Source organism: Nocardia sp. NRRL WC-3656 (assembly GCF_000720265.1).
GTDB classification, from domain to species: Bacteria; Actinomycetota; Actinomycetes; order Mycobacteriales; family Mycobacteriaceae; genus Nocardia; species Nocardia nova.
Genome location: NZ_JOJF01000048.1, coordinates 1 through 22336 on the forward strand (window position 1 = coordinate 1; position 22336 = coordinate 22336).

Genomic DNA, 22336 nt, shown 5'->3' on the forward strand with positions numbered 1-22336 from the left:
CGAGGTCAGCACGTCCTCCTCCACGAGACGCTGCGACAGGATGATCGCGTCCTCGTAGTTGTGACCCTCCCACGGCATGATCGCCACCAACAGGTTCTTCCCCAACGCCATCTCACCGTTCTCGGTGGCCGGACCGTCGGCGAGGACGTCCCCGCCGACCACCCGCTGCCCTTCGTCCACGATCGGACGCTGGTTGACGCAGGTGCCCTGATTGGTGCGCGAGTACTTCCGGAGCCGGTAGCTGCGCCGCGTCCCGTCGTCGTGCGCGACGGTGATGTAATCGGCCGAAACTTCCTCCACCACACCGGATTTCTCGTTGACGATCAGATCTCCGGCGTCGACGGCGGCCCGTCGCTCCATGCCGGTGCCGACCAGCGGCGCTTCGGTGCGCAGCAACGGAACCGCCTGCTTCTGCATGTTCGCACCCATCAGGGCGCGGTTGGCGTCGTCGTGCTCGAGGAACGGAATCATCGCGGTCGCGACCGACACCATCTGGCGCGGGGAGACATCCATATAGTCGATCAGATTCGAATCGACGAGCTCGACCTCGGAATTCTTGCGCCGCACCGGGATTCGTGCGGCGACGAAGCGGCCTCCGGCATCGAGCGGTTCATTGGCCTGGGCGACGACGTGCCGGTCCTCCTCGTCGGCGGTCAGATAGTCGACCTCGTCGGTGACGGCGCCGTCGACCACCCGGCGGTACGGAGTCTCGATGAAACCGAACGGATTGACCCGCGCGTACACCGAGAGGTAGCCGATCAGGCCGATACTCGGCCCTTCGGGCGTCTCGATCGGGCACATCCGGCCGTAGTGGCTGTAGTGCACATCGCGAACCTCCAGGCCGGCGCGCTCGCGGCTCAGGCCGCCGGGCCCCAGCGCCGAGAGTCGGCGCTTGTTGGTCAGACTCGCCAGTGGATTGCGTTCGTCCAGGAACTGCGAGAGCTGTGAACTGCCGAAGAACTCGCGGACCGCCGCCGTGATCGGGCGGATGTTGATCAGGGTCTGCGGAGTGATGGCCTCGACGTCCTGCGTGGTCATCCGTTCCCGGACCACCCGCTCCATCCGCGAGAGCCCGATGCGGATCTGATTCTGGATCAACTCGCCGACCGTGCGGACCCGCCGGTTGCCGAAGTGATCGATATCGTCGACCTCGACCGGAACTTCCGGCCCACCGGCCGCGGTCATCGTGGAATCGCCTGCGCGCAAACGCAACAGGTATTCGATGATGGTGACGATATCGTCCTCGGTCAGAACGCGCGGACCACCCGTGCGGCCCCCGTGCACCCCGAGCTTCTTGTTGATCTTGTACCGGCCGACCGCGCCGAGGTCGTAGCGGTTGTCCCGGAAGAACAGGTTCTCCAGCAGGTTCTGCGCGGACTCCTTGGTCGGCGGCTCGCCCGGGCGCAGCTTGCGGTGGATGTCGAGCAGCGCCTCGTCGGTGTTGGCGGTGTTGTCCTTGGCCAGTGAGGTGGTCATGATCTCGGAGAATCCGAAGCGTTCGGCGATCCGTTCGCTGCTCCAGCCCAGCGCCTTGAGCAGGACGGTGACCGGCTGACGACGCTTGCGGTCGATCCGCACACCCACGGTGTCGCGCTTGTCGACATCGAACTCCAGCCACGCACCGCGCGACGGAATCACCCGCGCCGAATACAGCGTCTTCTCCGTGCCCTTGTCGATGGACTCGTCGAAATACACACCCGGCGAACGCACCAACTGCGATACGACCACGCGCTCGGTGCCGTTGACGATGAACGTGCCCTTGTCGGTCATCATCGGGAAATCACCCATGAAGACCGTCTGCGACTTGATCTCACCGGTGTTGTTGTTGACGAACTCCGCGGTCACGAACAACGGCGCCGCGTAGGTCATGTCCTTGTCCTTGCACTCCTCGATCGAGGCCTTGACCTCTTCGAGGCGCGGATCGGAGAGTGTGAGCGACATCGTTTCGGAGAAGTCCTCGATGGGGCTGACCTCGGCCAGCACCTCGGCGAGCCCGCCCATCGAGTCATTGCCGCGCGCGGCCGCGCGCCGTTGCCACTCGGGCGCTCCGACCAGCCAGGCGAACGAATCGGTCTGAACCTCGAGCAGCCCCGGAATTTCCAGGGGCTCGGTGAGTTTCGCGAACGAGAGTCGTTTCGGGATTGTCAAGGCGCGTCCTTCCAGCACCGCGCGCGGCCACGACATGGGTGACCGGCACGAGATCTGCTTGTCCTGTAGGGGCTGTATGCACAAATCCGCACCGGATGTCGTCCGAACATGCCTCGGCCGAGCCGATGGTCGGTGACGCGCAGATTGCATCACTGTCCACGGCTGTTTCGTATTTCGAGAGTTGGCGGGCATCCGGGCTGCGGGAGGTCCCAAAGTACACCGCAAAGAGAAGGTTGTCGAGAGCGCGACAAGAATAAGACACCGCATTATCGGTGTCTTCCCACTTCAATAATGGCAGCCGTATATGCGATTCGTCAAGTCGATTGTCGCCAGGATCGGCGTGTCGTGGCGATCACTTCACGCTGCCCGCGGTCAGGCCCGCGACCAGCCGCTTCTCGATGAGGGCGAACAGTACGACAACCGGCACGATGCCGACGGTGGAGATGGCGAACACGAATTGCCAGGCGGTGTCGTATTGGCCGACGAATTTCGTCAGCGCCACCGCGAGCGGTTGATTTTCCGGAGTGGTCAGCACCACCAGGCTCGCCGCGAATTCGTTCCAGCAGGAGACGAAGACGAAAATCGTCGCGGTGACAATTCCGGGCCATACCAGCGGCAGGCTGATTCGCAGCAGAATATGCGGGCGGGACAGTCCGTCGAGTTGCGCGGCCTCCTCGATCTGCACCGGAATCGAGGCGAAGAAACTGTGCAGGATCCACACCGCGAACGAGAGGTTGAACGCCGCGTTCACCAGAATCATCGCGAACCAGGTGTCGTTGATGCCGACGGCGAAGAACTCCCGGATCAGGCCCGTCACCAGTACCGTCGGCTGCAGCATCTGAGTGACGAGCACCGCGCCGAGAAAGGCGGCCCGTCCCGGAAAGTGCCGTCGCGCAGTGTAATACGCGGCCGGCACGGCCACGGCCAGCACGAGCAGTGTCGCGAGCACCGAGATGGCCAGGGTGCTGACGATATTGAACGGCAGCGGCGTTTCCGGGGTATGCCACATATCGGCGTAGTTCGCGGGCCGCCACCGATCCGGCAGATAGGCCGGCGGAATGCGCAGGATCTCCGACCGGGGTTTCAGCGATCCGAGCACCATCACGAGATACGGGACGAGAAACACCGCCGCGATCACGACACCGGCCGCGGTCAGTCCCCAGCGCCGCTTCGGTTTCCGCACGGCGCGTTCGCGGGTGGTCATGCGCCGGCTTCCGCGGTCGGCCGGACCAGTTTCACGTAGACCGCGATGATCACGGCGATCAGCGCGAAGTTCAGCACACTCATCGCGGCGGCGGTGGCCAGCTGCTGATTCTGCCGAATCAGCTTGTAGGTCAACGTGGTTGTGGTGTCGGCGGAGAATCCGGCGATACTGCCCGTCAGCACCTGCAGGATCGGCAGCGAATTGAAGACGTTGATGATGTTGACGACGGTGGCGACCGCGATCGCCGGACGTAGCTGCGGCAGCGTCAGATATCGGTAACGTTGCCACGCCGATGCGCCGTCCACCCGGCCCGCCTCGCCCACTTCCACCGGAATCGATTGCAGCCCGGCCAGAATCGTATAGGTGGTGAACGGGATCGACACGAAGACCGCGACCGCGATCGCCACCGCGAAGGCCGATCCCGGCTCCTTGGTGAACCCGAAACCCCGATCGAGCACACCGATATCGACCAGGAGGCGATTGGCGAGGCCCACCTCCGGATCCAGCAGATAGGCGAACACACTCGTGGTCATGACCACCGAGGCCGCCCACGGCACCAGGATCGCCAGCCGGATCAGGGTACGGCCGGGAAAGTCGAGAGCGAGAAATTGCGCCAGTGCCGCCGAGACCACCAGGGTGATCAGCACGACGGCGACCACCCAGACGACGGTGTGGGCGAGGACGCTGCCGAGTTCCTCGATGCCGAACAGCCGGCGGAAGTTGGCCGTCCCGGCGAAGCCGCGATCGCGACCGTAGGGGCTGAGATCGCGGGTGCTGGTCCAGAGCATGTATCCGGCGGGAAATGCGACCACCGCGGCGATCAGGATGATCACCGGGCCGATCCACGGCAGGGCGCGGATCGCGGATCCGGTGCGGCCGCGTGGGCTGCTCATTCCGCCGCCCGCGCGATGCGGCGCAGGACCTCCGCCGGGTCCGCGCCCTGTGCCACCGTGCCCATCTGCTGGCGGATCGCGCCCTGAACCGCGGCCCATTTCGGATCGGCGGAGGGATAGAAGCGGGCGACCGGCAGGGTGGCGGCGAAGGTTTCGGTCACCGGATCGTGGGCGAGCGCGCGAGCTCCGGAGGTGGTGATCGGGATGAAGTGCTCCGCCCGCACGAATTCCGAGTAGACCGCGGGCGAATAGAAGTAGTTCAGGAACTGCCGTATCGCGGCCTGCTTGTTGCCGTGTTTACGGAACGCCATCAAGTGGTCGGCGACGCCGAGGGTGACGGGCGCGCCGGATTTCGTCGGTGAGGGTGCGGTGGCGTAACGCAACGCCGGATTCTGCCGGTCGATCATGCCCAATACCGGCGGCAGACCTTCGATCATGCCGATCCGGCCCTGGACGAACGCGTTGATCACTTCCTTGCGATCGGTGGAGCCCGGATTCGGCTGGGTGTCGCCCGCCGCGGCCAGGTCCGACATCGCCCGCACCCCTTCGCGGTTGGCGTCGGTGTCGACGGTGAGGGTCGCGCCGTCGGACCAGCTGCCGCCGGCGCCGAACGTCCAGATCGACGTCTCGCCCTGCGCCTCCTCACTGCCCAGCGGCAGGCCGTAACCGGAGATGCCGCCGCCGAGGGCCTGGATGCGATGCGCGTCCTCGCGCAACTCGGACCAGGTCCGCGGCGGGGCGGCGATGCCGGCGCGGGCGAACAGATCCGTGTTGTAGAACAGCGTGCGCGTCGAGGCGAACAGCGGTAGCGCCCATTGGGTTCCGCCGATCGAGGCGTTGCGGGCGAAGCCGGGGTCGATGTCGTGCAGGACCGCCGGGTCGGCGATGTCGGTGGCCGGATAGAGCATGTCGTCGGTCGCGTAGGCGGAGTAGGCGTCTATGCCGAGAATGTCGGGTGTGGTCGTCACCGACTGCAGATCGGTGCGGACCACCTCGTTGATCGAATCCCACGATTCGACCTGAAGATGGATCGTGATCTGCGGATTCTGTGCGCGGAAGCCCGCGATGATCGCAGCCCACTCCGCGCGCGTCGCGTCGCTGTAGGCGGGCACCAGCAGTGCCAGTGCGCCGGGATCGGAATCGTCGGTGCTGCGGCCACGGAAGCCGCAGGCGGCGACGGTCACCGACAGCACGACGAGAAGCGCGGCGATCGCGAACGCACCGCGCGGCCGACCGGACACCAGCGTCAACCTTCCCCTTCGTACAACCGTCACCTGCGGCATTCGCGGGACATCGGCGGATGCCGGAGGGTAGGGACCGGTCCGGCCCGTCCGAATCTAACCGGGGCGGTGGTCGCGCGGGACGATTCGCGGGAAAGTTGACATGATCGAATCGCGGTCCGATTCTGAGACCGTGCCGCCCTCCACCGAGAGCTCGGATCGCACGCATCCGCCCCGGCCCCATCTGGCCGCCGAGGTGGCCACCCAGCCCGACGACTGGGCATGGGCCGCGGCGGTCGCGGCAGAGCACCGAACGCTGCTGCCGAGCCCCGGCGAGCGGGTGGCGGTCGTGGGCTGCGGCACCTCCTACTTCATGGCGTGCGCGATCGCCGAACTCCGGGAATCGGCCGGCCACGGTCTCACCGACGCGTGGCCGGCGAGTGCGGTGCGCGGTGGCCGCGATTACGACCGCTATCTGGTGATCTGCCGTTCCGGTACCACCACCGAGGTGGTCGACGCGATGCGGGCGATGCCCGCCACGGTGGCGCGCACCGTGATCTGCTCCAGTCCGGGGACGCCGGTACTCGAGCTCGCCGACCCGATCCTCATCGACGCGGTCGACGAGCGTTCGGTGGTCCAAACCCGCTTCGCGACAACGGCTCTCGCGATACTGCGGTGGCATCTGGGGGAGGATCTGGCGCCGGCGATCGAACAGGCTCGCGCGGTCCTGGACGAGGCCGCCGAGTCGAGTGTGCCGGCCGCCGTCCGCCATGCGGAGCAGATCACTTTCGTGGGAATGGGTTTCGCCGCGGCGCTGGCCGAGGAGGCGGGGTTGAAATTGCGGGAATCCTGCCGGGCCTGGGCGGAAGGGTATCTCGCGACCGAATATCGGCACGGTCCCATCAGTATCGCGGCACCGGGTCGTGCGGTGTGGGCGCTGGGGCCCGTCGCCGCCGGGCTGCGCGAGGACATCGCCGCTACCGGAGCGCATGTCGAATATCGCGATGTCGATCCGATGGCCGATCTCGTGCGCGTGCATCGGCTGTGCCTGCTGCGGTCCGCGGATCTGGGACTGGATCCCGACCATCCGCGCGGGCTGCGGCGATCGGTGATCCTGCGATGACCGAAGCGAGGGAGCTCGGTCCGGTCCTCGCCATGGATGTCGGTGGAACCACGATCAAGGCGGAGATCAGCGACTCCGCCGGCCGGGTCGAGGCCGCAGCGACGGTGCCCACCCCGCGCGGTGAGCGGGCCTTCGACGCCATGGCCGCGCTGGGCGACCGATTGCTGGCCGAGGTCTCCGACGAGACACGGGCCGGCCTGCGTCGCGGGGCGATCGGATTGCCGGGCATCGTGGACGCCGCACGGTCGCTGGCGGTGTTCAGCAGCAATATCGGCTGGCGAGATGTGTCGGTGGGCGGTCGATTGCAGGACCGGTGGGGATTTCCGGTACTGATCGAACACGATGTGATCCTGGCCGGCTGGGCGGAGTGGCGCCTGGGCGCCGGACGCGGCGCCGAAGATGTGCTGGTGGTGAATCTCGGCACCGGAATCAGCGGGGCACTGGCCGTGGGAGGGCGGCTCGTGCGCGGTGGCGCCGGGCAGGCCGGTGAATACGGGCATATCCCGGTGCGGCACGACGGGCGACGCTGCTCCTGCGGAAATATCGGGTGCGTGGAAACCGTGGCCTCCGGTCCGTCCATCATGCGGGCCTACCGCGAGCGCACCGGCCGCGACATCGACGGCGCCGAAGCGGTTTTCGCGGCTCTGCCGGACGATGCGCACGCCCGGGCCGTGGTCGACGACGCGATCGCCGCGCTGGCCGACGGACTCCTGGGGGTCGTGCACGCGGTCTGCCCGCAGCGCATCGTGCTCGGTGGCGGGCTGGCGGGCGCCGGGCCGGTGCTGAGCGAGGGACTGCGCGCGCGTCTGGAGCGGCTGGTGCGAGTGGCGCCGGTTCCGCAGGTCGTCACGGGTGCGTTCGGTGCGCGGGCCGGATTGGTGGGCGCGGCACGGTATGCCCGGCTGGAGGTCCTCGAATGAACGATGGACAGCCGGTGCTTCGCGGCGGCGTGGTCACCTCGGCCGGGGTCGTCGACGATGCGGTGCTCGAGGTGCTGGACGGTCGCATCGAGGCGGTGCGGCCCCTCGCGCAATGGACGTTCGGCAACCGGGGCGCCGAACCGCCGCCGCATCTCGGGACCTTGCTGCCCGGCCTGGTCGACATCCACAACCACGGCGGATACGGCCACCGATTCGACACCACCGATCCGGAACAGGCGCGCGCGGCGGCGCGCTATCACCATCGGCAGGGCGCCACGACGGTGCTGGCGAGCATCGTGACCGCCGCGCCCGACACGATGGTGGCCCAGGTCGCGGCCCTGCGCGAGGTGGCCACCAGCGGTGAGATCGCCGGAATTCACGTCGAAGGTCCGTTCCTTTCCGAAATGCGCTGTGGTGCGCAGGATCCCCGCTATCTCCGCGATCCCGATCCCGGACTGATCCGGCGGCTGCTCGAGGCCGCGGACGGACATCTGCGCGTGATGACGCTCGCGCCCGAACGCCCGGGATTCGCCGCCGCCGCGGCGCAGCTCGGCGAACACGGCGTGGTGGTGGCGCTCGGCCATACCGACGCCGGTTACGAACAGTTCCGAGATGCGTTGGCGCCCAACGGATCCGGTGCTCTGGTCACGCATCTCGCCAATACGATGGCGCCGCTGCACCATCGCGCGCCCGGCGCGGTCGCCGCCGCACTGGTGGGTGCGGCCGCCGGTGATGTGGTGGTCGAATTGATCGGAGACGGGGTGCACATCGAATCCGGTTTCGGGGCATTGGTTTTCGCGACGGCGCGGCACCGCGTGGCGCTGGTGACCGATGCCATGCAGGCGGCCGGTCTGCCCGACGGTGACTACCGCCTCGGCCCGCAGGCCGTCCATGTGGAAGCGGGGGTGGCGCGGGTGCCGAGCGGCGCCCTGGCCGGCGGAACCGCGACGCAATTGCGGTGCCTGCGCTGGGCGGTGCACGAATGCGGTGTGGATCTGGTCGACGCGGTGCGCGCGGCGGCGACGACGCCGGCGGCCGCGATCGGCGCGACGGCCGTCGGTGATCTGCGGCCCGGGATGTTCGCCGATGTGCTGGTGGTCGATTCGGATCTGGAGTTGCGCGCGGTGCTGCGACGAGGACAGTGGTTGAGGTGATCCTCACCGTGACGCTGAACCCGGCCTACGATATGACCTATCGGGTCGAGAACTTCGAACCCGGACGGGCGCATCGGGTTTCGTCGGTCGAGCAGCGTGTCGGCGGTAAGGGCATCAATGTCACCCGGGTGCTCAATCAGATCGGGAAATATTCGCGCGCAACGGGTTTCGCCGATCATACGTTTTCCGCCGCCGCCGAACGAGAACTGCCGGTGGACTTCGTGCACGCACTGCCGTGGGTGCGGCGCACCGTCGTGATCAGCGACAGTCACGACGGCTCGGCGACCTCGCTGTGGGAGCCGGGGGCGCGACTCACCAATCCCGATGCGGTGGATCAACTGCTGGTGCGATTGCGGGGGCTGGCCGGTGAGGCCGGTGGCATCGTCGTCTCCGGATCACTGCCCGGCGGCGTGCGCGCGTCGCTACCCGCCGACCTGGCCCGCATCGGACTCGGCGCCGGGGTTCCGGTGATCTGCGATGTGGACGGTCTCGCCCTCGAAGCCGCCGCCCGGGTGCCGGGGGTGATCCTCATGCCGGATCTCGACGAACTCGCGGGACTGACCGGGGCGCGCCCGGCCACGACCGAGGAGGTGGCCGCGGCGGCCGCCGCGCTGGTGGGCGCCGGCGCGGGAGCGGTGATCGCGACGCGGGGCTCCGACGGCATGGTCGCGGTGACACCGGACGGCGCGTGGTCGGCTGTTCTGCCCGAGCCGTTGTGCGGCAATCCGACGGGGGCCGGTGATGCCGCGGCCGCCGCGGTGATCGCCGCGCTGGCCGGACCCGACCGGCCGGAGTGGCCCGCGATACTCGCCGATGCGGTTGCCACCTCGGCCGCGGCGGTGGTGATGGCCGTGGCCGGCGAGATCGACCTGTCGCTGCGGCAGCGGGTGCTCGCGGAGGTCGTGGTCGAGAAGCTGGCCGATCCGGTCGGCGACCGCTGACCCTTCCGGTGCGGCGTTGCCTCGGGCCCCGGGGCGGCTCGGGCCGAGGGGGATTGCGCCGCGCCGCGTCCGTGCGGTGACCGCGGCGGTGGCGGGCGGTACATTGCGAACCGGGCTTGTCGTTGTCTGCGTGCCGTGGGCCGATGCTCGGTGCCTCGGATCGCCGAACCAGAGGATCGTCGAACCGGAGTTTCCGGAAGAGGTGAGCTGATGCCCGACCCCGCACCAGACCCCGCTGCCGCTCCCGAGCCGGTCACCGGCCGCGACCTCGCGCCTGCCACGGACCCGGCGCTCGAGCCCGACCTCGCCCGTGAGTCCGACGCCGCCCGTGAGTCCGACCTCGCCCGTAAGTCCGACGCCGCCCGTGAGTCCGATCCCGCCCGTAAGTCCGATCCCGCCCGTGAGTCCGACTCCGTCTCGGAGCCCGGCGCCGCAACCCCTGTCGACGACGTACCGATCCCCCGGATGCCTTTCACGGTTCGCGCGGCGCAGGTCCTCGCGCTCGGCCTGGCCGTGGTCGGCGTCGGCTGCACCGTCACCGCGGGCTGGGTGTCCGGGTGGCATGTCGCGCTGATCACCGGGCTGTCGTTCGTCGCCAGCTGGATATTGGGCGCGGTCGCCCTGGCCTTCGGCGCCGTCGGCGCGAGCATCCGGATCAGCGCGGTTCTGCTCGCGGTGCTCAACGCACTGTGGACGGTGCCCTCGATCGTCGTGGGCCGCCCGCCCGGCTGGCTCGGGCCCGTGGTCTCCGTGCTGGTCGCCGGGCTGCTGCTGCGACGTTCGGCCCGAGACTGGTTCGAACCCTAGGGTCGGCCCCGGACGATCAGGAGGCGGCGGCGGTGGCGTGTGCCGGGGTCCGCCTCGAACCCGCGGACCGCACCGCGAGCAGTTCGGCGGCGATCGCCACGGCATGTTCCATCGGGGTGCGGGCACCGACGTCGAAGCCCGCCGGCGCGTGCAACCGGGCCAGCGTGTCGGCGCCGAATCCGCCGGCCTGCAATGCCTCGAGCCGATGGTCGTGCGCCGAATGCGAGCCGAGCGCGCCCAGATAGCCCAGCTCGGGTAGGCGCAGCGCGACGGTGAGCAGGGGGATCTCGAATTTCGGGTCCTGGGTCGCGGCGACGATCGCGGTGGTGCGGTCGATGGCCCCGATACCGGCCTGGGCGTTGAGATAGCGGTGCGGCCAGTCCACCACCACTTCCGCACCCGGGAACGAGGCGGGCACGGCGAAGGCCTCGCGCGGATCGCAGATGGTCACGCGGTAGCCGAGCAGCCGGCCCTGGGTCGTCAAGGCGGCGGCGAAGGTATTGGCGCCGAAGATGATCAGTCGCGGCGGCGCGGTGTGGGACGAGACGAACACATCCGATTCCGGCAGCGACACCAGCTCGGTGTTGTGCCGGCGGTCGGTGACCAGATGCTGGCCGATCACCTCCGGGTCGTTGTGCCACACGACGGTGAACACCGTGACGGGCTTGTGCCGCGCGATATCCCCGGCCACCGCCGCGAATTCCGGAAAGTCGTTGCGGGAGAACGGTTCTACGAACACGTCGATGGTTCCGCATTCCGCGCTCACATCGAATCCGGAGGTCGCGTCGAAGCGCCGCAGCTCCCGGTGGCCGGTGCGCGCGGCCTCCACCGCGGCCTCGTAGACGGCGGCCTCGTAGCAGCCGTCGGAGACCGATCCGTGCACACCGCCGTCGGGGTCGACGAGCATCGCCGAGCCCACCGGTAAGGGGGAGCTTCCGAAGGTGCGGACCAGGGTTGCCAGGCCGCCTGTGCGGCCGCTGTGCCAGACCCGTAGCAGGTCCTCGACGATGTCACGCATCACATGCTCCCGATCAGCGTGCGCGAGTGGGCGGGCCCGCCGGTCGTCGCGTCCCGTCGCCAGATCGTCACACGTGAGGGCCACGATAACCGCTCCCGTGCGCGGCGTCGTGTCGGCGATGGGAATTCCCCGACGGGCACCGATCGGCGCGGGAATCCGGCTGTGAGATAGCACAACCGAATAACCGACCGAGTTGTACCGTCAGGCGAACAGGCCGCGAACGAACGGCAACGAATCGACCAGTGAGGCGTTCACCGTGCCGTCGTGATCGGTGGGATAGATCCGGAAGGTCAGCGGCTGCCGGTTGGCGGTCAGAACCGCCGCGTAGCGCAGTGTCTCCGGGGTGATCACATCGGTGTCGCGCAGGCCCTGGCCCATGAAAATCGGCCTGTCGTAACCGGTTTCGGGCAAACCGAGGTAGCCGGACAGCAAACCCTGCAGATTCGGAATCTGCGACAACGGGCGGGTGAACAGATCGCCGATCACCACGCCCGCGGCGGCCAGATCGTCACCGAGGGGTGTGAGACATTCGTCCTTCGCGCGGTCGAGCAAGTTCCGGCCGGAGTCGGTCAGGAAGGACTCGATGCCGAGTTCCGGGAACGTGGTGCGCAGGCCGTTCAGGATGTAGAGAACGTATCCGGTGGTGTGCGGGCTCAGCTTCACCGGCGGGATGCCCGGGCCCAGCGGCATCAGGATGTCCTCGATATAGGCCGGTACGCCGGTGCCGACGCCGCCCCGGTAGTCGAGGTCGGGGCCACCGAACTCGGTCGCGTAGCGCGCGGTGAACATCGCCGCGCCGCCACCCTGCGACTGGCCGACCACGACCCATTCGCGCGACAGCTGCGAGTAGTGGCCGACAGCCGCCCGCACGGCGTCCACCACGTTGTGCGCCTCGACGACGCCGTTGAGATACGGGTGATCGCCGGGGGTGCCGAGGCCGGCGTAATCGGCGGCCACGATCGCGTAGCCCTGCTTCAGCCAGGTGCCCAGATACGCCCAGTCCCGATCCACGGCGCCGGGGCCGGCGATGCTGTAGGCGCAACTGTCGCCGAGGCCGACCGTGCCGTGCGCCCACGCGACGACCGGCCAGCCGCCGGCCGGAGCCGGGCCCGGCGGAAAATACACCGCGGCGCTCGCGACCGTCGGCTGATTCCCGACCGTGCTCGTCGTATAGAGGATGCGCTGGGAATCCACGGAGCCGGGCAGCGTCGCCGCCGCGGACAGCGGCTCCACCGATTGCACCGCCGGCGTGTCTGCCGCGGCGCCGGGCGCCTCGATCACGGCGGCCGTCGCGGCCAGTGCCAGAGAGCAGGCGACGCCCGCGACCGCGGTCCACAGTGTGCGCATCGTGTTCCTTTCCGGGTTCCGGTGCAGGCCCCCGGGGCACGACGAGCAGTGTCGCAGCCGCTCGTCCGAGCCGCCGAGGTATGTCCGAATCGTACGGAGCCGGGAGTGGCGCGGCGCACACCGAGGGCAGCCGCCCGCGCTTGTGAAGGTCCTCACAGTCGGCAATGCGTGCTCCCGAATCGCCGCGGTGGTAAGGCTCACTGAAACAGTACGGGCGTTACGTAAAACCGCATGTCAGGCCTACTCGCCAGTAGAAGTGGGGCGTGCAATTAACAGGCAAATTTTGCAGACTTAGCAAAGACCCCCGCAAAGCTAGCCTAGATTCACACTTGCAACAGGTAGACGGCAATTTTTAGTTGTGCCATCGTGTGGAAGTACACCCGATGGGCATAGCAACCCTGCAAATTGCCGCTCCAGCAGAGTTCGGACATCGCGACCCGTAGTCGGCGCGGATGTTCGGCGAGCGGGGCAATCGAGACCGAACGAAGAAGTGGAGTCATCAGATGTCGAACGTCGGCACCCCGAAGACCGCTGCGGAGATCCAGAAGGACTGGGACACCAACCCGCGCTGGAAGGGCATCACCCGCGAGTACACGGCCGAGCAGGTCGTGCAGCTGCAGGGCAATGTCGTCGAGGAGCACACGCTTGCCCGCCGGGGTGCGGAGCTGCTGTGGGAGGGCGTCAACGCCGAGGGCGAGTACATCCACTCGCTCGGCGCTCTGACCGGTAACCAGGCCGTGCAGGCCGTGCGTGCCGGCCTGAAGGCCATCTACCTGTCCGGTTGGCAGGTCGCCGGTGACGCGAACCTGTCCGGCCACACCTACCCCGACCAGTCGCTGTACCCGGCCAACTCGGTGCCGTCGGTCGTGCGCCGCATCAACAACGCGCTGCTGCGCGCCGACGAGATCGCCAAGGTCGAGGGCGACACCTCGGTCGACAACTGGGTCGTGCCGATCGTCGCCGACGGTGAGGCCGGCTTCGGTGGCGCGCTGAACGTCTACGAGCTGCAGAAGGCCATGATCGCCGCGGGTGCCGCCGGTACCCACTGGGAGGACCAGCTGGCGTCGGAGAAGAAGTGCGGCCACCTCGGTGGCAAGGTGCTGATCCCCACCCAGCAGCACATCCGCACCCTGACCTCGGCTCGCCTGGCCGCCGACGTCGCCGACACCCCGACCGTCGTCATCGCCCGCACCGATGCCGAGGCCGCCACCCTGATCACCTCCGACGTCGACGAGCGCGACCGTCCGTTCATCACCGGTGAGCGCACCGCCGAGGGCTTCTACCACGTCAAGAACGGCATCGAGCCCTGCATCGCGCGTGCCAAGGCCTACGCCCCCTACTCCGACCTGATCTGGATGGAGACCGGTATTCCGGACCTGGAGGTCGCTCGCAAGTTCGCCGAGGGCGTCAAGTCCGAGTTCCCGGACCAGCTGCTGGCCTACAACTGCTCGCCGTCCTTCAACTGGAAGGCGCACCTGGACGACGCCACCATCGCGAAGTTCCAGCGCGAGCTGGCGGCGATGGGCTTCAAGTTCCAGTTCATCACCCTGGCGGGCTTCCACTCGCTCAACTACGCGGCCTTCGACCTGGCCTACGGTTACGCCCGCGAGGGTATGACCGCCTTCGTCGACCTGCAGGAGCGCGAGTTCAAGGCTGCCGCCGAGCGTGGCTTCACCGCCATCAAGCACCAGCGTGAGGTCGGTGCCGGCTACTTCGACACCATCGCCACCACCGTGGACCCGAACACCTCGACGGCGGCCCTGAAGGGCTCCACCGAAGAGGGCCAGTTCCACTGAGCTGAACCCGGTCGCCCGTCCCGGGCGACGGTGACCTGAACCGGCGGCAGCTGTCGCCGGTTCACCTCACCACCAGAATTGGGCACTCCTGCAACGAGCGCCCGCAGCCCTTCCCGTCGAACAGCCCCGGCGGGGAGGGCTTTTTCTTAACATCACAATTAACCAAGCCACCGCCACACAACCAGCAGGAGCGGGACGTGAGCAGCGAGAAGATTCAACGCGTCGGAGTCATCGGCGCTGGACAGATGGGCGCCGGAATCGCCGAGGTCTGCGCCCGGGCGCATGTCGATGTGCTCGTGTTCGAACAGACCCGGGAACTGGCCGCCGCCGGCCGCGCCCGCATCCTGCGATCGCTGGATCGCGGTGTGAGCAGCGGCAAGATCACCGAGCGCGAGCGCGAACAGGCCGCCTGGCGGCTGCGGTTCACCTCCGACCTCGGTGACTTCGCCGACCGGCAGTTGGTCGTCGAGGCCGTCGTGGAGAGCGAAGACGTCAAGACCGCGATCTTCAGCGAACTCGACAAGGTCGTCACCGACCCCGACGCCGTGCTGGCCTCCAACACCTCCTCGATTCCGATCATGAAGATCGCCGTCGCCACCAACAACCCCGAGCGGGTCGTGGGCATGCACTTCTTCAACCCGGTGCCGGTGCTGCCGCTCGTCGAGCTCGTGACCACCCTCAAGACCAGCGAAGCCGTTTCCGCGCGCGCCGAAGCCTTCGCGGGTGAGGTCCTCGGCAAGCAGGTCGTGCGCTCCGCCGACCGCTCCGGCTTCGTCGTCAACGCGCTGCTCGTGCCGTACCTGCTCTCGGCCATCCGCATGGTCGAATCCGGCTTCGCCACCAAGGAAGACGTCGACAAGGCGATGGTGCTCGGCTGTGCCCACCCCATGGGCCCGCTCGCCCTGACCGACCTGGTGGGCCTCGACACCGTGAAGTCGATCGCCGACTCCATGTACGCCGAATTCAAGGAGCCGCTCTACTCGGCGCCGCCGCTGCTGATGCGCATGGTGGAGGCCGGGCTGCTCGGTAAGAAGACGGGGGCCGGCTTCTACCAGTACAACCGCTGACGATCGGGCTTCTCGGACAGCCGGCCGGCTCGTCGTTCGGGTGCCGCTTGCGTAGGCGACGGAGGAGCATGCGGCGGTGCCCGAACGACGAGCCCTGAGCGCCGCGAACCCGCCGGAGCGAAGCGTAGGCCAACCAACACAGGCATAGGCTGCGGAGAAGGTCCTCGACCGCAGCTCGAAAGGGAGTCCCGCTCATGGTCAACGTCACCGACGGTTTCGGATCGAGCATCCTGGGTTATCCGCGGATCGGTCCGCACCGGGAGCTCAAGCGTGCACTGGAGTCCTACTGGCACGGCACCCTCTCGCGCGAGGAGTTGCTCGCGGTGGGGCGCGACATCCAGGACACGCAGTTCTCCGAGCTGGCCGCGACCGGACTGACGCAGGTACCCGGTAACACCTTCTCCTTCTACGACCACATCCTCGACAACGCGCTGCTGTTCGGCGCGGTGCCGAAGCGGTTCGAGCCGTATCGCGAGGAGTTGCACCCGCTCGACTTCTACTTCCTGATGGCGCGCGGCCGGCCGGATCTGCCGCCGTTGGAGCTGGTTCGCCTGTTCGGCACCAACTACCACTACCGTCAGCCCGAACTCGACGCCGATACCGAATTCTCGCTGCATCCCGAGGCTTTGCTGGAGGAGTGGGACCGGGCGATGGACCGCGGTATCGAACTGCGGCCGGTGGTGCTGGGCCCGCTGTCGCTGCTGTTGCTGTCGAAGGCCGGGCAGGTGCCGGGCGAGACCGAATTCGACAAGCTGACCCTGCTGGACAAGCTGCTGCCGGTCTACGAGCAACTGCTCGAGATCCTGGCCAAGCGCGGTTCCACCTGTGTGCAGTTCGACGAGCCGTGCTTCACCAGTGAGCGCACGCCGGAGGAATTGGCCGCGTTCGAGCGCGCCTACCAGCGACTGTCGACGGCCGCGCTGCGTCCGCGCATCCTCGTCACCGGCCAGTACGGCGATTTCGGTGAGGCCGTGCGGATTCTGGCGGGTACCGCGGTGGAGGCGATCGGGCTCGACCTGGCCAGCCACCGCACCCGGCCCGAGGAACTCGCCGAGATTCCCGGAATCCGGCGCAAGCGGCTCTACGCCGGCGTGATCAGCGGCACCAACGTCTGGCGTGCCGACCGGCTGGTCACCCTCGAATACCTCAACGCGCTGTCGAAGGTGTGCCCGGACCTCGTCGTGTCCACCGGGACCACGCTGCTGCACGTGCCCTACGACCTACTGGTCGAATACGACATCGAGGGCAATGTCGCCGACCGCCTCGCATTCGCGAAACAGAAAGTGCTCGAGGTTGTTTCGCTGGCGAAGGCATTGACCGAAGTGCATCGGGGCGGGGAAGGGGGCGAGACCGCGGCGAAGTGGGCGAAGCGCCCGACGTCGGTGCACTTCAAGCAGAAACACGCTGTGCGGCAACGGGTTTACGCCGTCACGCCGCAGATGCGCGAGCGCGAACCGTACGAGGTGCGCGCGAAGGCGCAACGGGAGCGGCTGAATCTGCCGCTGGTTCCGGCGACCACGCTCGGCTCCTTCCCGCAGACCGACGCGGTGCGCCAGGCCCGCTACGACCTGGGCGAAGGCCGGCTGTCCTACGAGGAGTACCGCAAGCGGATCGAGGCCGAGATCGAGTCGACCATCCGCCTGCAGGAGGACATCGGCCTCGACGTGTTCGTGCACGGTGAGCACGAACGCAACGACATGATCCAGTACTTCGCCGAACTGCTCGACGGTTTCGCGACCACCCACTTCGGCTGGGTGCAGGTGTACGGATCACGGTGTGTGCGGCCGCCGATCATCTACGGCGACGTGTCGCGGCCGAAGCCGATGTCGGTGGAGTGGATCACCTACGCGCAGTCGCTCACCGACAAGCCGGTGAAGGGCATCGTGACCGGTCCGGTGACGATGGTGGCGCGCTCGTTCGTGCGCCAGGACCAGCCGCTGTACGAGACCGCCGATCAGGTGGCGCTCGCGATCCGCGACGAACTGGCCGATCTCGAGAAGGCCGGCGTGGCGATCATCCAGGTCGACGAACCGGCGGTCCGCGAGTTGCTGCCGCTGCGACCGGACGGGCGCACCGAATATCTGCGCTGGGCGGTCAACGCGTTCCGGCTGGCGACCTCCGGGGTTCGGCCCGACACCCAGATCCACACCCACATCGCCTATTCGGCCCGCTCCGAAATCGTGCGTGCCATCGAGGAACTCGACGCCGACGTCACCGCCATCGTCGCGACCCGCTCGCTGGAATGGGTGCTCAAGGCGCTGACCGAGGATGTCGAGGAAGGGCAAGGCCTGAGCCACGGCGTGGGACCGGGTGTGTACGAGAGCCGTTCGGCGCGGATTCCGGATATCGACGAGATCGACGAATTGCTCACCGCCGCAGCCGAAGCCGTGACACCGCAGCGGCTGTGGGCGAATCCGGACGGCGGTTTGAAGACCCGCCACTACTGGCAGCTGGATCCTTCGCTGCGCAATATGGTCGCCGCCGCCCGCCGGGTGCGGCGTCGCGCCGAAGCGGCCGAATAGGTCCTGCCGCTGCGCAATCCGCATCGCCCGGGTGGTTCGCCACCCGGGCGAAACTCACAGCTGTTGCCGGAGATTCGCTCGCCCCGAGTGCGTTAGCCTACGACTACTGTTTCGAGATCAGGAGAACCGCTCATGGGTATGTTCGACCAGCTCAAGGATGCCGCCGGCAAGGCGGCCGACCTGGCGGCCAAGAATGCCGACAAACTCGACCCGGTGATCGACAAGGTCGGCGATCTGGTCGACAAGCAGACCGGCGGCAAGTTCGAAAAGCAGGTCGACGCCGCGCAGCAGGCCGCGAAGAAGGCGCTGCACGAGCAGACCGAGAAGTAGACCACGCACAGGTGGTACACGGGCGAAGGCCACGCCCGGCTTCGTGCCGGACGTGGCCTTCGTGCTGTGCGAATCAGTGCCGGCCGAACAGCAGCGCCATCAGAGTCGCCATGGTGTCGTCGGCCTTCTGCGTGCGGTCGAAGGTCGTCAGGGCGAGCAGCGAGGGGAAGCGCTGCCGCGCGACGGCGTGGGCGTAGGTGAATTCACGCAATCCGTCGGGGCCGTGGATGCGGCCGAAGCCGGAGTCGCCGACACCGCCGAAGGGCAGCGACGGAATCTGCGGGAACGTGAAAACGGCGTTGACGCTGACCATTCCGGTACGCAGCCGGTCGGCCAGTTCCCGCCCGCGCGCCTTCGAGAACACCGCTGCGGACAGGCCGTAGCGGCTGTCGTTGGCGCGGGCGATCGCGGTGTCCATATCGGGCACCTTCGCGACGGTGAGGGTGGGCCCGAAGGTTTCCTCGGTCACGGCCGGGGCGTCCTCGGGCACGTCGACCAGCACGGTGGGCTGCACCACCTGTCCGACGATGGTGTCGGCGCCGCCGGTCAGTGCCCGGCCGCCGCGCGCGACGGCGTCCTCGATGTGGCGGCGGATCACGTCGAGTTGCTTCGGCATCGTGATGGGGCCGATCTTGGCGCCCGGATCATTGCCCGCGCGTTGCTGTTTCGCCTTCGTCACCAAGGTTTCGAGGAAGGTGTCGTAGACGTGCTCGTGGACGTAGACCCGTTCGGTGCCGATACAGGACTGGCCGGCATTGGCCATTCCGGCCCACAGCGCGGCGTCGGCCGCCGCGTTCAGATCGGCGTCGGCGTCGACGAGCAGCACATCCTTGCCGCCGCATTCGGCGACCAGCGGTGTGAGGCTCTCGGCGCAGGCGGCCATCACCTTCTTGGCTGTCGCCGTCGAGCCGGTGAAGGCGATCTTGTCCACGCCCGATCGGCACAGCGCCGCACCGGTCGCCCCCTCGCCCGTGATCAGTTGCAGCACCGGCTGTTCCGGCACGACCTCGGCGAACATGTCGACCAGCCAGCGGCCGACGCCGGGGGAGTACTCGCTGGGTTTGAACACCACGGCATTACCCGCCGCCAGCGCGTACACGATCGAACCCAGCGGCGTGAACACCGGATAGTTCCAGGGGCCGATCACGCCGATGACGCCGAGCGGCTTGTACTCCACCGACGCCGCCTGATTGATCGTGAGCAGCCCCACCCGAGCGCTCTTGCGGCCCAGCACCTTCGGAGCGTTGCGGCCCGCCCACTTCAGATGGTCGAGGCTCAGCGCCACCTCGAGCGCGGCATCGGAATACGGCTTGCCGGTCTCGTCGTGCATCACCGCGGCCAGCTGCCGCATCCGGCGGGCCAGCAGTCCCGCGAATCCGGCCAGACGCCGGGCCCGCTCGCCGTAGTCGAGGCCCGACCACCACTCGTATGCCGTGCGGGCGCGGGCCACCGCCGCCTCGATATCGGCCTCGGTGTGGATGGGGTAGGTGCCCACCACCTCGCCGGTACCGGGATCGTGCACATCGAAGGTGGCGTGCGTATCGATCTCACCGATCTCGTTCACGGTCGTCATCGGGTGGCCTCCTTCGTAGCGGTGCCGGTGCTGGACGACGGGGTGCGGCCGCGGATCAGATCGGCCGCCTTCTCGCCGATCATGACGGTCGGCGCATTGGTGTTGCCGCGGACGATGCGGGGCATCACCGAGGCGTCGACCACGCGCAGTCCGCTGACACCCTGGACGCGCAGTTCCGGGTCGACCACCGCGGTCTCGCCGCTGCCCATGGCGCACGTGCCGACCGGGTGGAACAGCGTCTGGGTCCAGCGTGCGATGTGCGCCCGCCAGCCGTCCTCGTCGATCCGGTCGGCGCGTTCGGGCAGGTAGGAACTGTCGAGATGGGCGGCCAGCGGCTGCTGCCGCGCGATCTCGAGCAGTTGCCGGCAGCCCGCGAGCAGGGCATCCGCATCGCGCGGGTCGGAGAAGTAGGCCGGATCGATATCCGGCTTCCACAGCGGATCGGCCGACCGCAACCGCAGCCGCCCGCGGCTGTGCACGTCGACCAGCGTCGGCCCGGCGGTGAACATCGGCGCGATGTTCTCGTGAAAACCGTTGTCGTAGAACGCCGTCGGCGCGACGTGGTATTGAATGTCGGGACCTTCGAGTCCCTCGCGGGTGCGCACGAATCCGCCGCCCTCGCCGACATTGGAGGTCAGCGGCCCGCGGCCGAGCGCCTGCCACTGCGCGAGCCGCAACGGGGTCTCGAAATCGGCGAGATCGGAGACGCCGCGGGTGCGCCACAGGATGGGGGTCACCGGGTGGTCGTGCAGATTCTCGCCGACGCCGGGCAGGTCCACCACCACATCGATGCCCAGTTCGCGCAGATGCGCCGCGGGCCCGATACCGGAGAGCATGAGCAGCTGCGGCGAATTGACCGCACCGCCGGAGAGCAGCACCTCGGCCTCGGCATGCACGGTGTGCTCGCTGCCGTGGCGGCGATAGGTCACGCCGACCGCGCGGGTCCCGTCGAGCACCAGCGCGGTGGCGTGCGCCTCGGTCCGCACGGTCAGGTTCGGCCGGTCCAGCGCCGGGCGCAGATAGCCGTCGGCGGTGGACCAGCGGCGGCCGTTGCGATGGGTGACCTGGTAGCTGCCCACGCCCTCCTGCGTCGCGCCGTTGAAATCGTCGGTGCGGGCAATGCCCGCGGCCGCGGCCGCGGCGATCCAGGCGTCGGTCAGTTCGTGGGTGTAGCGGCGGTTCTCGACGTGCAGCGGGCCGTCGGTGCCGTGATACGGCGAACGCAGGCCGGTATTGGTCTCCGACCGCAGGAAATAGGGCAGGACGTCCTCGTAGCTCCAGCCGACCGCGCCGAAGTCGCGCCGCCAGCCGTCGTAGTCGGCGCGGTTGCCGCGGATGAAGATCATCGCGTTCATCGACGAGCATCCACCCAGCGCCTTCATCCGCGGCCAGTACGCGCGCCGGCCGCCGAGATGTTTCTGCGGTGTGGTCTCGTAGCGCCAATCCCATTGGGTGCGAATCAATTTCCCCCACGCCGCCGGTATCTTGATCTCGTCGGCCCGGTCGTCGGGACCGGCCTCCAGCAGCAGGACCGAGACCTGGGGGTCCTCGGTGAGGCGATGGGCGAGGACGCAGCCCGCGCTCCCCGCTCCGATGATGATGTAGTCGAACGATTCACGGTCGGGCACGCGAGGACCTCCAGCACGGTTGCCGAACACCGACACGGATCCGGACGGGGCCGACCTGCGATTATAGCGGCAGAGACCGTCCCGGACCCGGTTCCAGGGTCGACCTTACGCTGTGTGCGGCGGTCGGGAGCGGAGTTCGGAGGTAGCGAATCGCGGCCGGGGCAGGCGGGTCCGGGCGGGGCGCACACGCAGTGCAGTGCTTCCGCCGAATATGAAGGTACACAGGCGATTACGGATTACTCCGCGCCTGACGGCCGCGTGGCGGTCGCTCGCCACCTGCTCCGCCGTGATGCGGCCGGCTCCTGAGCGGGTGCCCGGCATTCGTGAGCCTGGGCGTGTCCGGATCACGGCACGTAGGATTCGGCCGGACCCGCGAACCGGGGATGGCGTCGATGCCCGGCGCGAAGACGGTCGCGCGGGTATGGCGGCGAACGGCAGGAGGACCGTGATGGGTGGTTCGTTCCCACGGGGTGCGCGCCGTGGCCGGCGACGGATCTCTCGGCGCGGCCGGGGCGGTGCGCACGGGCCCGTCGGACATGTCGCGAGTGGTTGAGTCCAGCAGGATGGTGTACGACCGGACGCCAGCAAATGTCTGAGCGTGTCGTAGCCGGATAGAGGGTGGTCACCGCGTGATCCTTCAAAAGA

17 protein-coding genes are annotated in these 22336 nt (G+C 68.1%); 9 read left to right on the forward strand and 8 right to left on the reverse strand.

Annotated elements, in window-relative coordinates:
• The 4 genes from IG65_RS0132600 to IG65_RS0132615 form a co-directional block, all read right to left on the reverse strand.
• The coding region (locus IG65_RS0132600; protein WP_081879918.1) for a DNA-directed RNA polymerase subunit beta at window positions 1-2184 on the reverse strand (2184 nt) is incomplete at its 3' end.
• Between the two features lie 316 nt (window positions 2185-2500).
• On the reverse strand, window positions 2501-3352 hold the full coding sequence (locus IG65_RS0132605; protein WP_030518792.1) for a carbohydrate ABC transporter permease: 852 nt from the start codon (window positions 3350-3352) through the stop codon (window positions 2501-2503).
• The gene (locus IG65_RS0132610) at window positions 3349-4245 is read right to left on the reverse strand and encodes a carbohydrate ABC transporter permease (protein WP_030518793.1); all 897 of its coding nucleotides are present in this window, start codon (window positions 4243-4245) and stop codon (window positions 3349-3351) included. The genes IG65_RS0132605 and IG65_RS0132610 overlap by 4 nt, the downstream gene beginning before the upstream one ends.
• Window positions 4242-5486, reverse strand: a complete 1245-nt coding sequence (locus IG65_RS0132615) for an extracellular solute-binding protein (RefSeq protein ID WP_063833848.1) — start codon at window positions 5484-5486, stop codon at window positions 4242-4244. Before IG65_RS0132615 ends, IG65_RS0132610 begins: the two co-directional genes overlap by 4 nt.
• A 172-nt stretch (window positions 5487-5658) precedes the next feature.
• Between IG65_RS0132615 and IG65_RS39465 the strand changes: the two genes are divergently transcribed.
• The 5 genes from IG65_RS39465 to IG65_RS0132640 all read left to right on the forward strand — a co-directional run bounded on the left by IG65_RS39465 (window position 5659) and on the right by IG65_RS0132640 (window position 10410).
• Entirely contained in the window at window positions 5659-6588 is a 930-nt protein-coding gene (locus tag IG65_RS39465; protein WP_051757294.1) for an SIS domain-containing protein, read from the forward strand.
• A complete protein-coding gene (locus tag IG65_RS39470; RefSeq protein WP_030518796.1) occupies window positions 6585-7508 on the forward strand; it encodes an ROK family protein in 924 nt (307 codons plus the stop codon). The genes IG65_RS39465 and IG65_RS39470 overlap by 4 nt, the downstream gene beginning before the upstream one ends.
• On the forward strand, window positions 7505-8662 hold the full coding sequence (locus IG65_RS0132630; protein ID WP_030518797.1) for an N-acetylglucosamine-6-phosphate deacetylase: 1158 nt from the start codon (window positions 7505-7507) through the stop codon (window positions 8660-8662). Before IG65_RS39470 ends, IG65_RS0132630 begins: the two co-directional genes overlap by 4 nt.
• On the forward strand, window positions 8650-9603 hold the full coding sequence (locus IG65_RS0132635) for a hexose kinase (RefSeq protein ID WP_030518807.1): 954 nt from the start codon (window positions 8650-8652) through the stop codon (window positions 9601-9603). The genes IG65_RS0132630 and IG65_RS0132635 overlap by 13 nt, the downstream gene beginning before the upstream one ends.
• A 210-nt stretch (window positions 9604-9813) precedes the next feature.
• Window positions 9814-10410, forward strand: a complete 597-nt coding sequence (locus IG65_RS0132640; protein WP_030518798.1) for a UbiA family prenyltransferase — start codon at window positions 9814-9816, stop codon at window positions 10408-10410.
• Between the two features lie 16 nt (window positions 10411-10426).
• Here IG65_RS0132640 and IG65_RS0132645 read toward each other — a convergent pair whose 3' ends face one another.
• Entirely contained in the window at window positions 10427-11512 is a 1086-nt protein-coding gene (locus tag IG65_RS0132645; RefSeq protein ID WP_369801637.1) for an XdhC family protein, read from the reverse strand.
• A gap of 117 nt (window positions 11513-11629) precedes the next feature.
• Window positions 11630-12775, reverse strand: coding sequence for a lipase family protein (locus IG65_RS0132650; protein ID WP_030518800.1), 1146 nt, complete (start codon window positions 12773-12775; stop codon window positions 11630-11632).
• Between the two features lie 503 nt (window positions 12776-13278).
• Here IG65_RS0132650 and aceA point away from each other — a divergent pair.
• The 4 genes from aceA (at window position 13279) to IG65_RS0132670 (ending at window position 18490) form a co-directional block, all read left to right on the forward strand.
• Complete coding sequence (aceA, locus tag IG65_RS0132655) at window positions 13279-14571, forward strand: isocitrate lyase (RefSeq protein ID WP_030518801.1); 1293 nt, start codon at window positions 13279-13281, stop codon at window positions 14569-14571.
• Window positions 14572-14768: 197 nt separating this feature from the next.
• On the forward strand, window positions 14769-15638 hold the full coding sequence (locus IG65_RS0132660) for a 3-hydroxybutyryl-CoA dehydrogenase (protein ID WP_030518802.1): 870 nt from the start codon (window positions 14769-14771) through the stop codon (window positions 15636-15638).
• A gap of 194 nt (window positions 15639-15832) precedes the next feature.
• Window positions 15833-18160 carry a 5-methyltetrahydropteroyltriglutamate--homocysteine S-methyltransferase gene (metE, locus tag IG65_RS0132665; protein ID WP_030518803.1) on the forward strand — a complete coding sequence of 776 codons (2328 nt, stop codon included), beginning with the start codon at window positions 15833-15835 and terminating at the stop codon, window positions 18158-18160.
• 132 nt (window positions 18161-18292) lie between these two features.
• A complete protein-coding gene (locus IG65_RS0132670; protein WP_051757293.1) occupies window positions 18293-18490 on the forward strand; it encodes an antitoxin in 198 nt (65 codons plus the stop codon).
• A gap of 73 nt (window positions 18491-18563) precedes the next feature.
• On the opposite strand, the gene IG65_RS0132675 is transcribed toward IG65_RS0132670, so the two are convergent.
• Together IG65_RS0132675 and IG65_RS0132680 are read right to left on the reverse strand one after the other, a co-directional pair.
• On the reverse strand, window positions 18564-20063 hold the full coding sequence (locus tag IG65_RS0132675) for an aldehyde dehydrogenase family protein (protein WP_030518805.1): 1500 nt from the start codon (window positions 20061-20063) through the stop codon (window positions 18564-18566).
• Window positions 20060-21691: a GMC family oxidoreductase gene (locus tag IG65_RS0132680; protein WP_030518806.1), complete on the reverse strand. Its 1632-nt coding sequence runs from the start codon at window positions 21689-21691 to the stop codon at window positions 20060-20062. Before IG65_RS0132680 ends, IG65_RS0132675 begins: the two co-directional genes overlap by 4 nt.
• Between the last annotated feature and the right edge of the window lie 645 nt (window positions 21692-22336).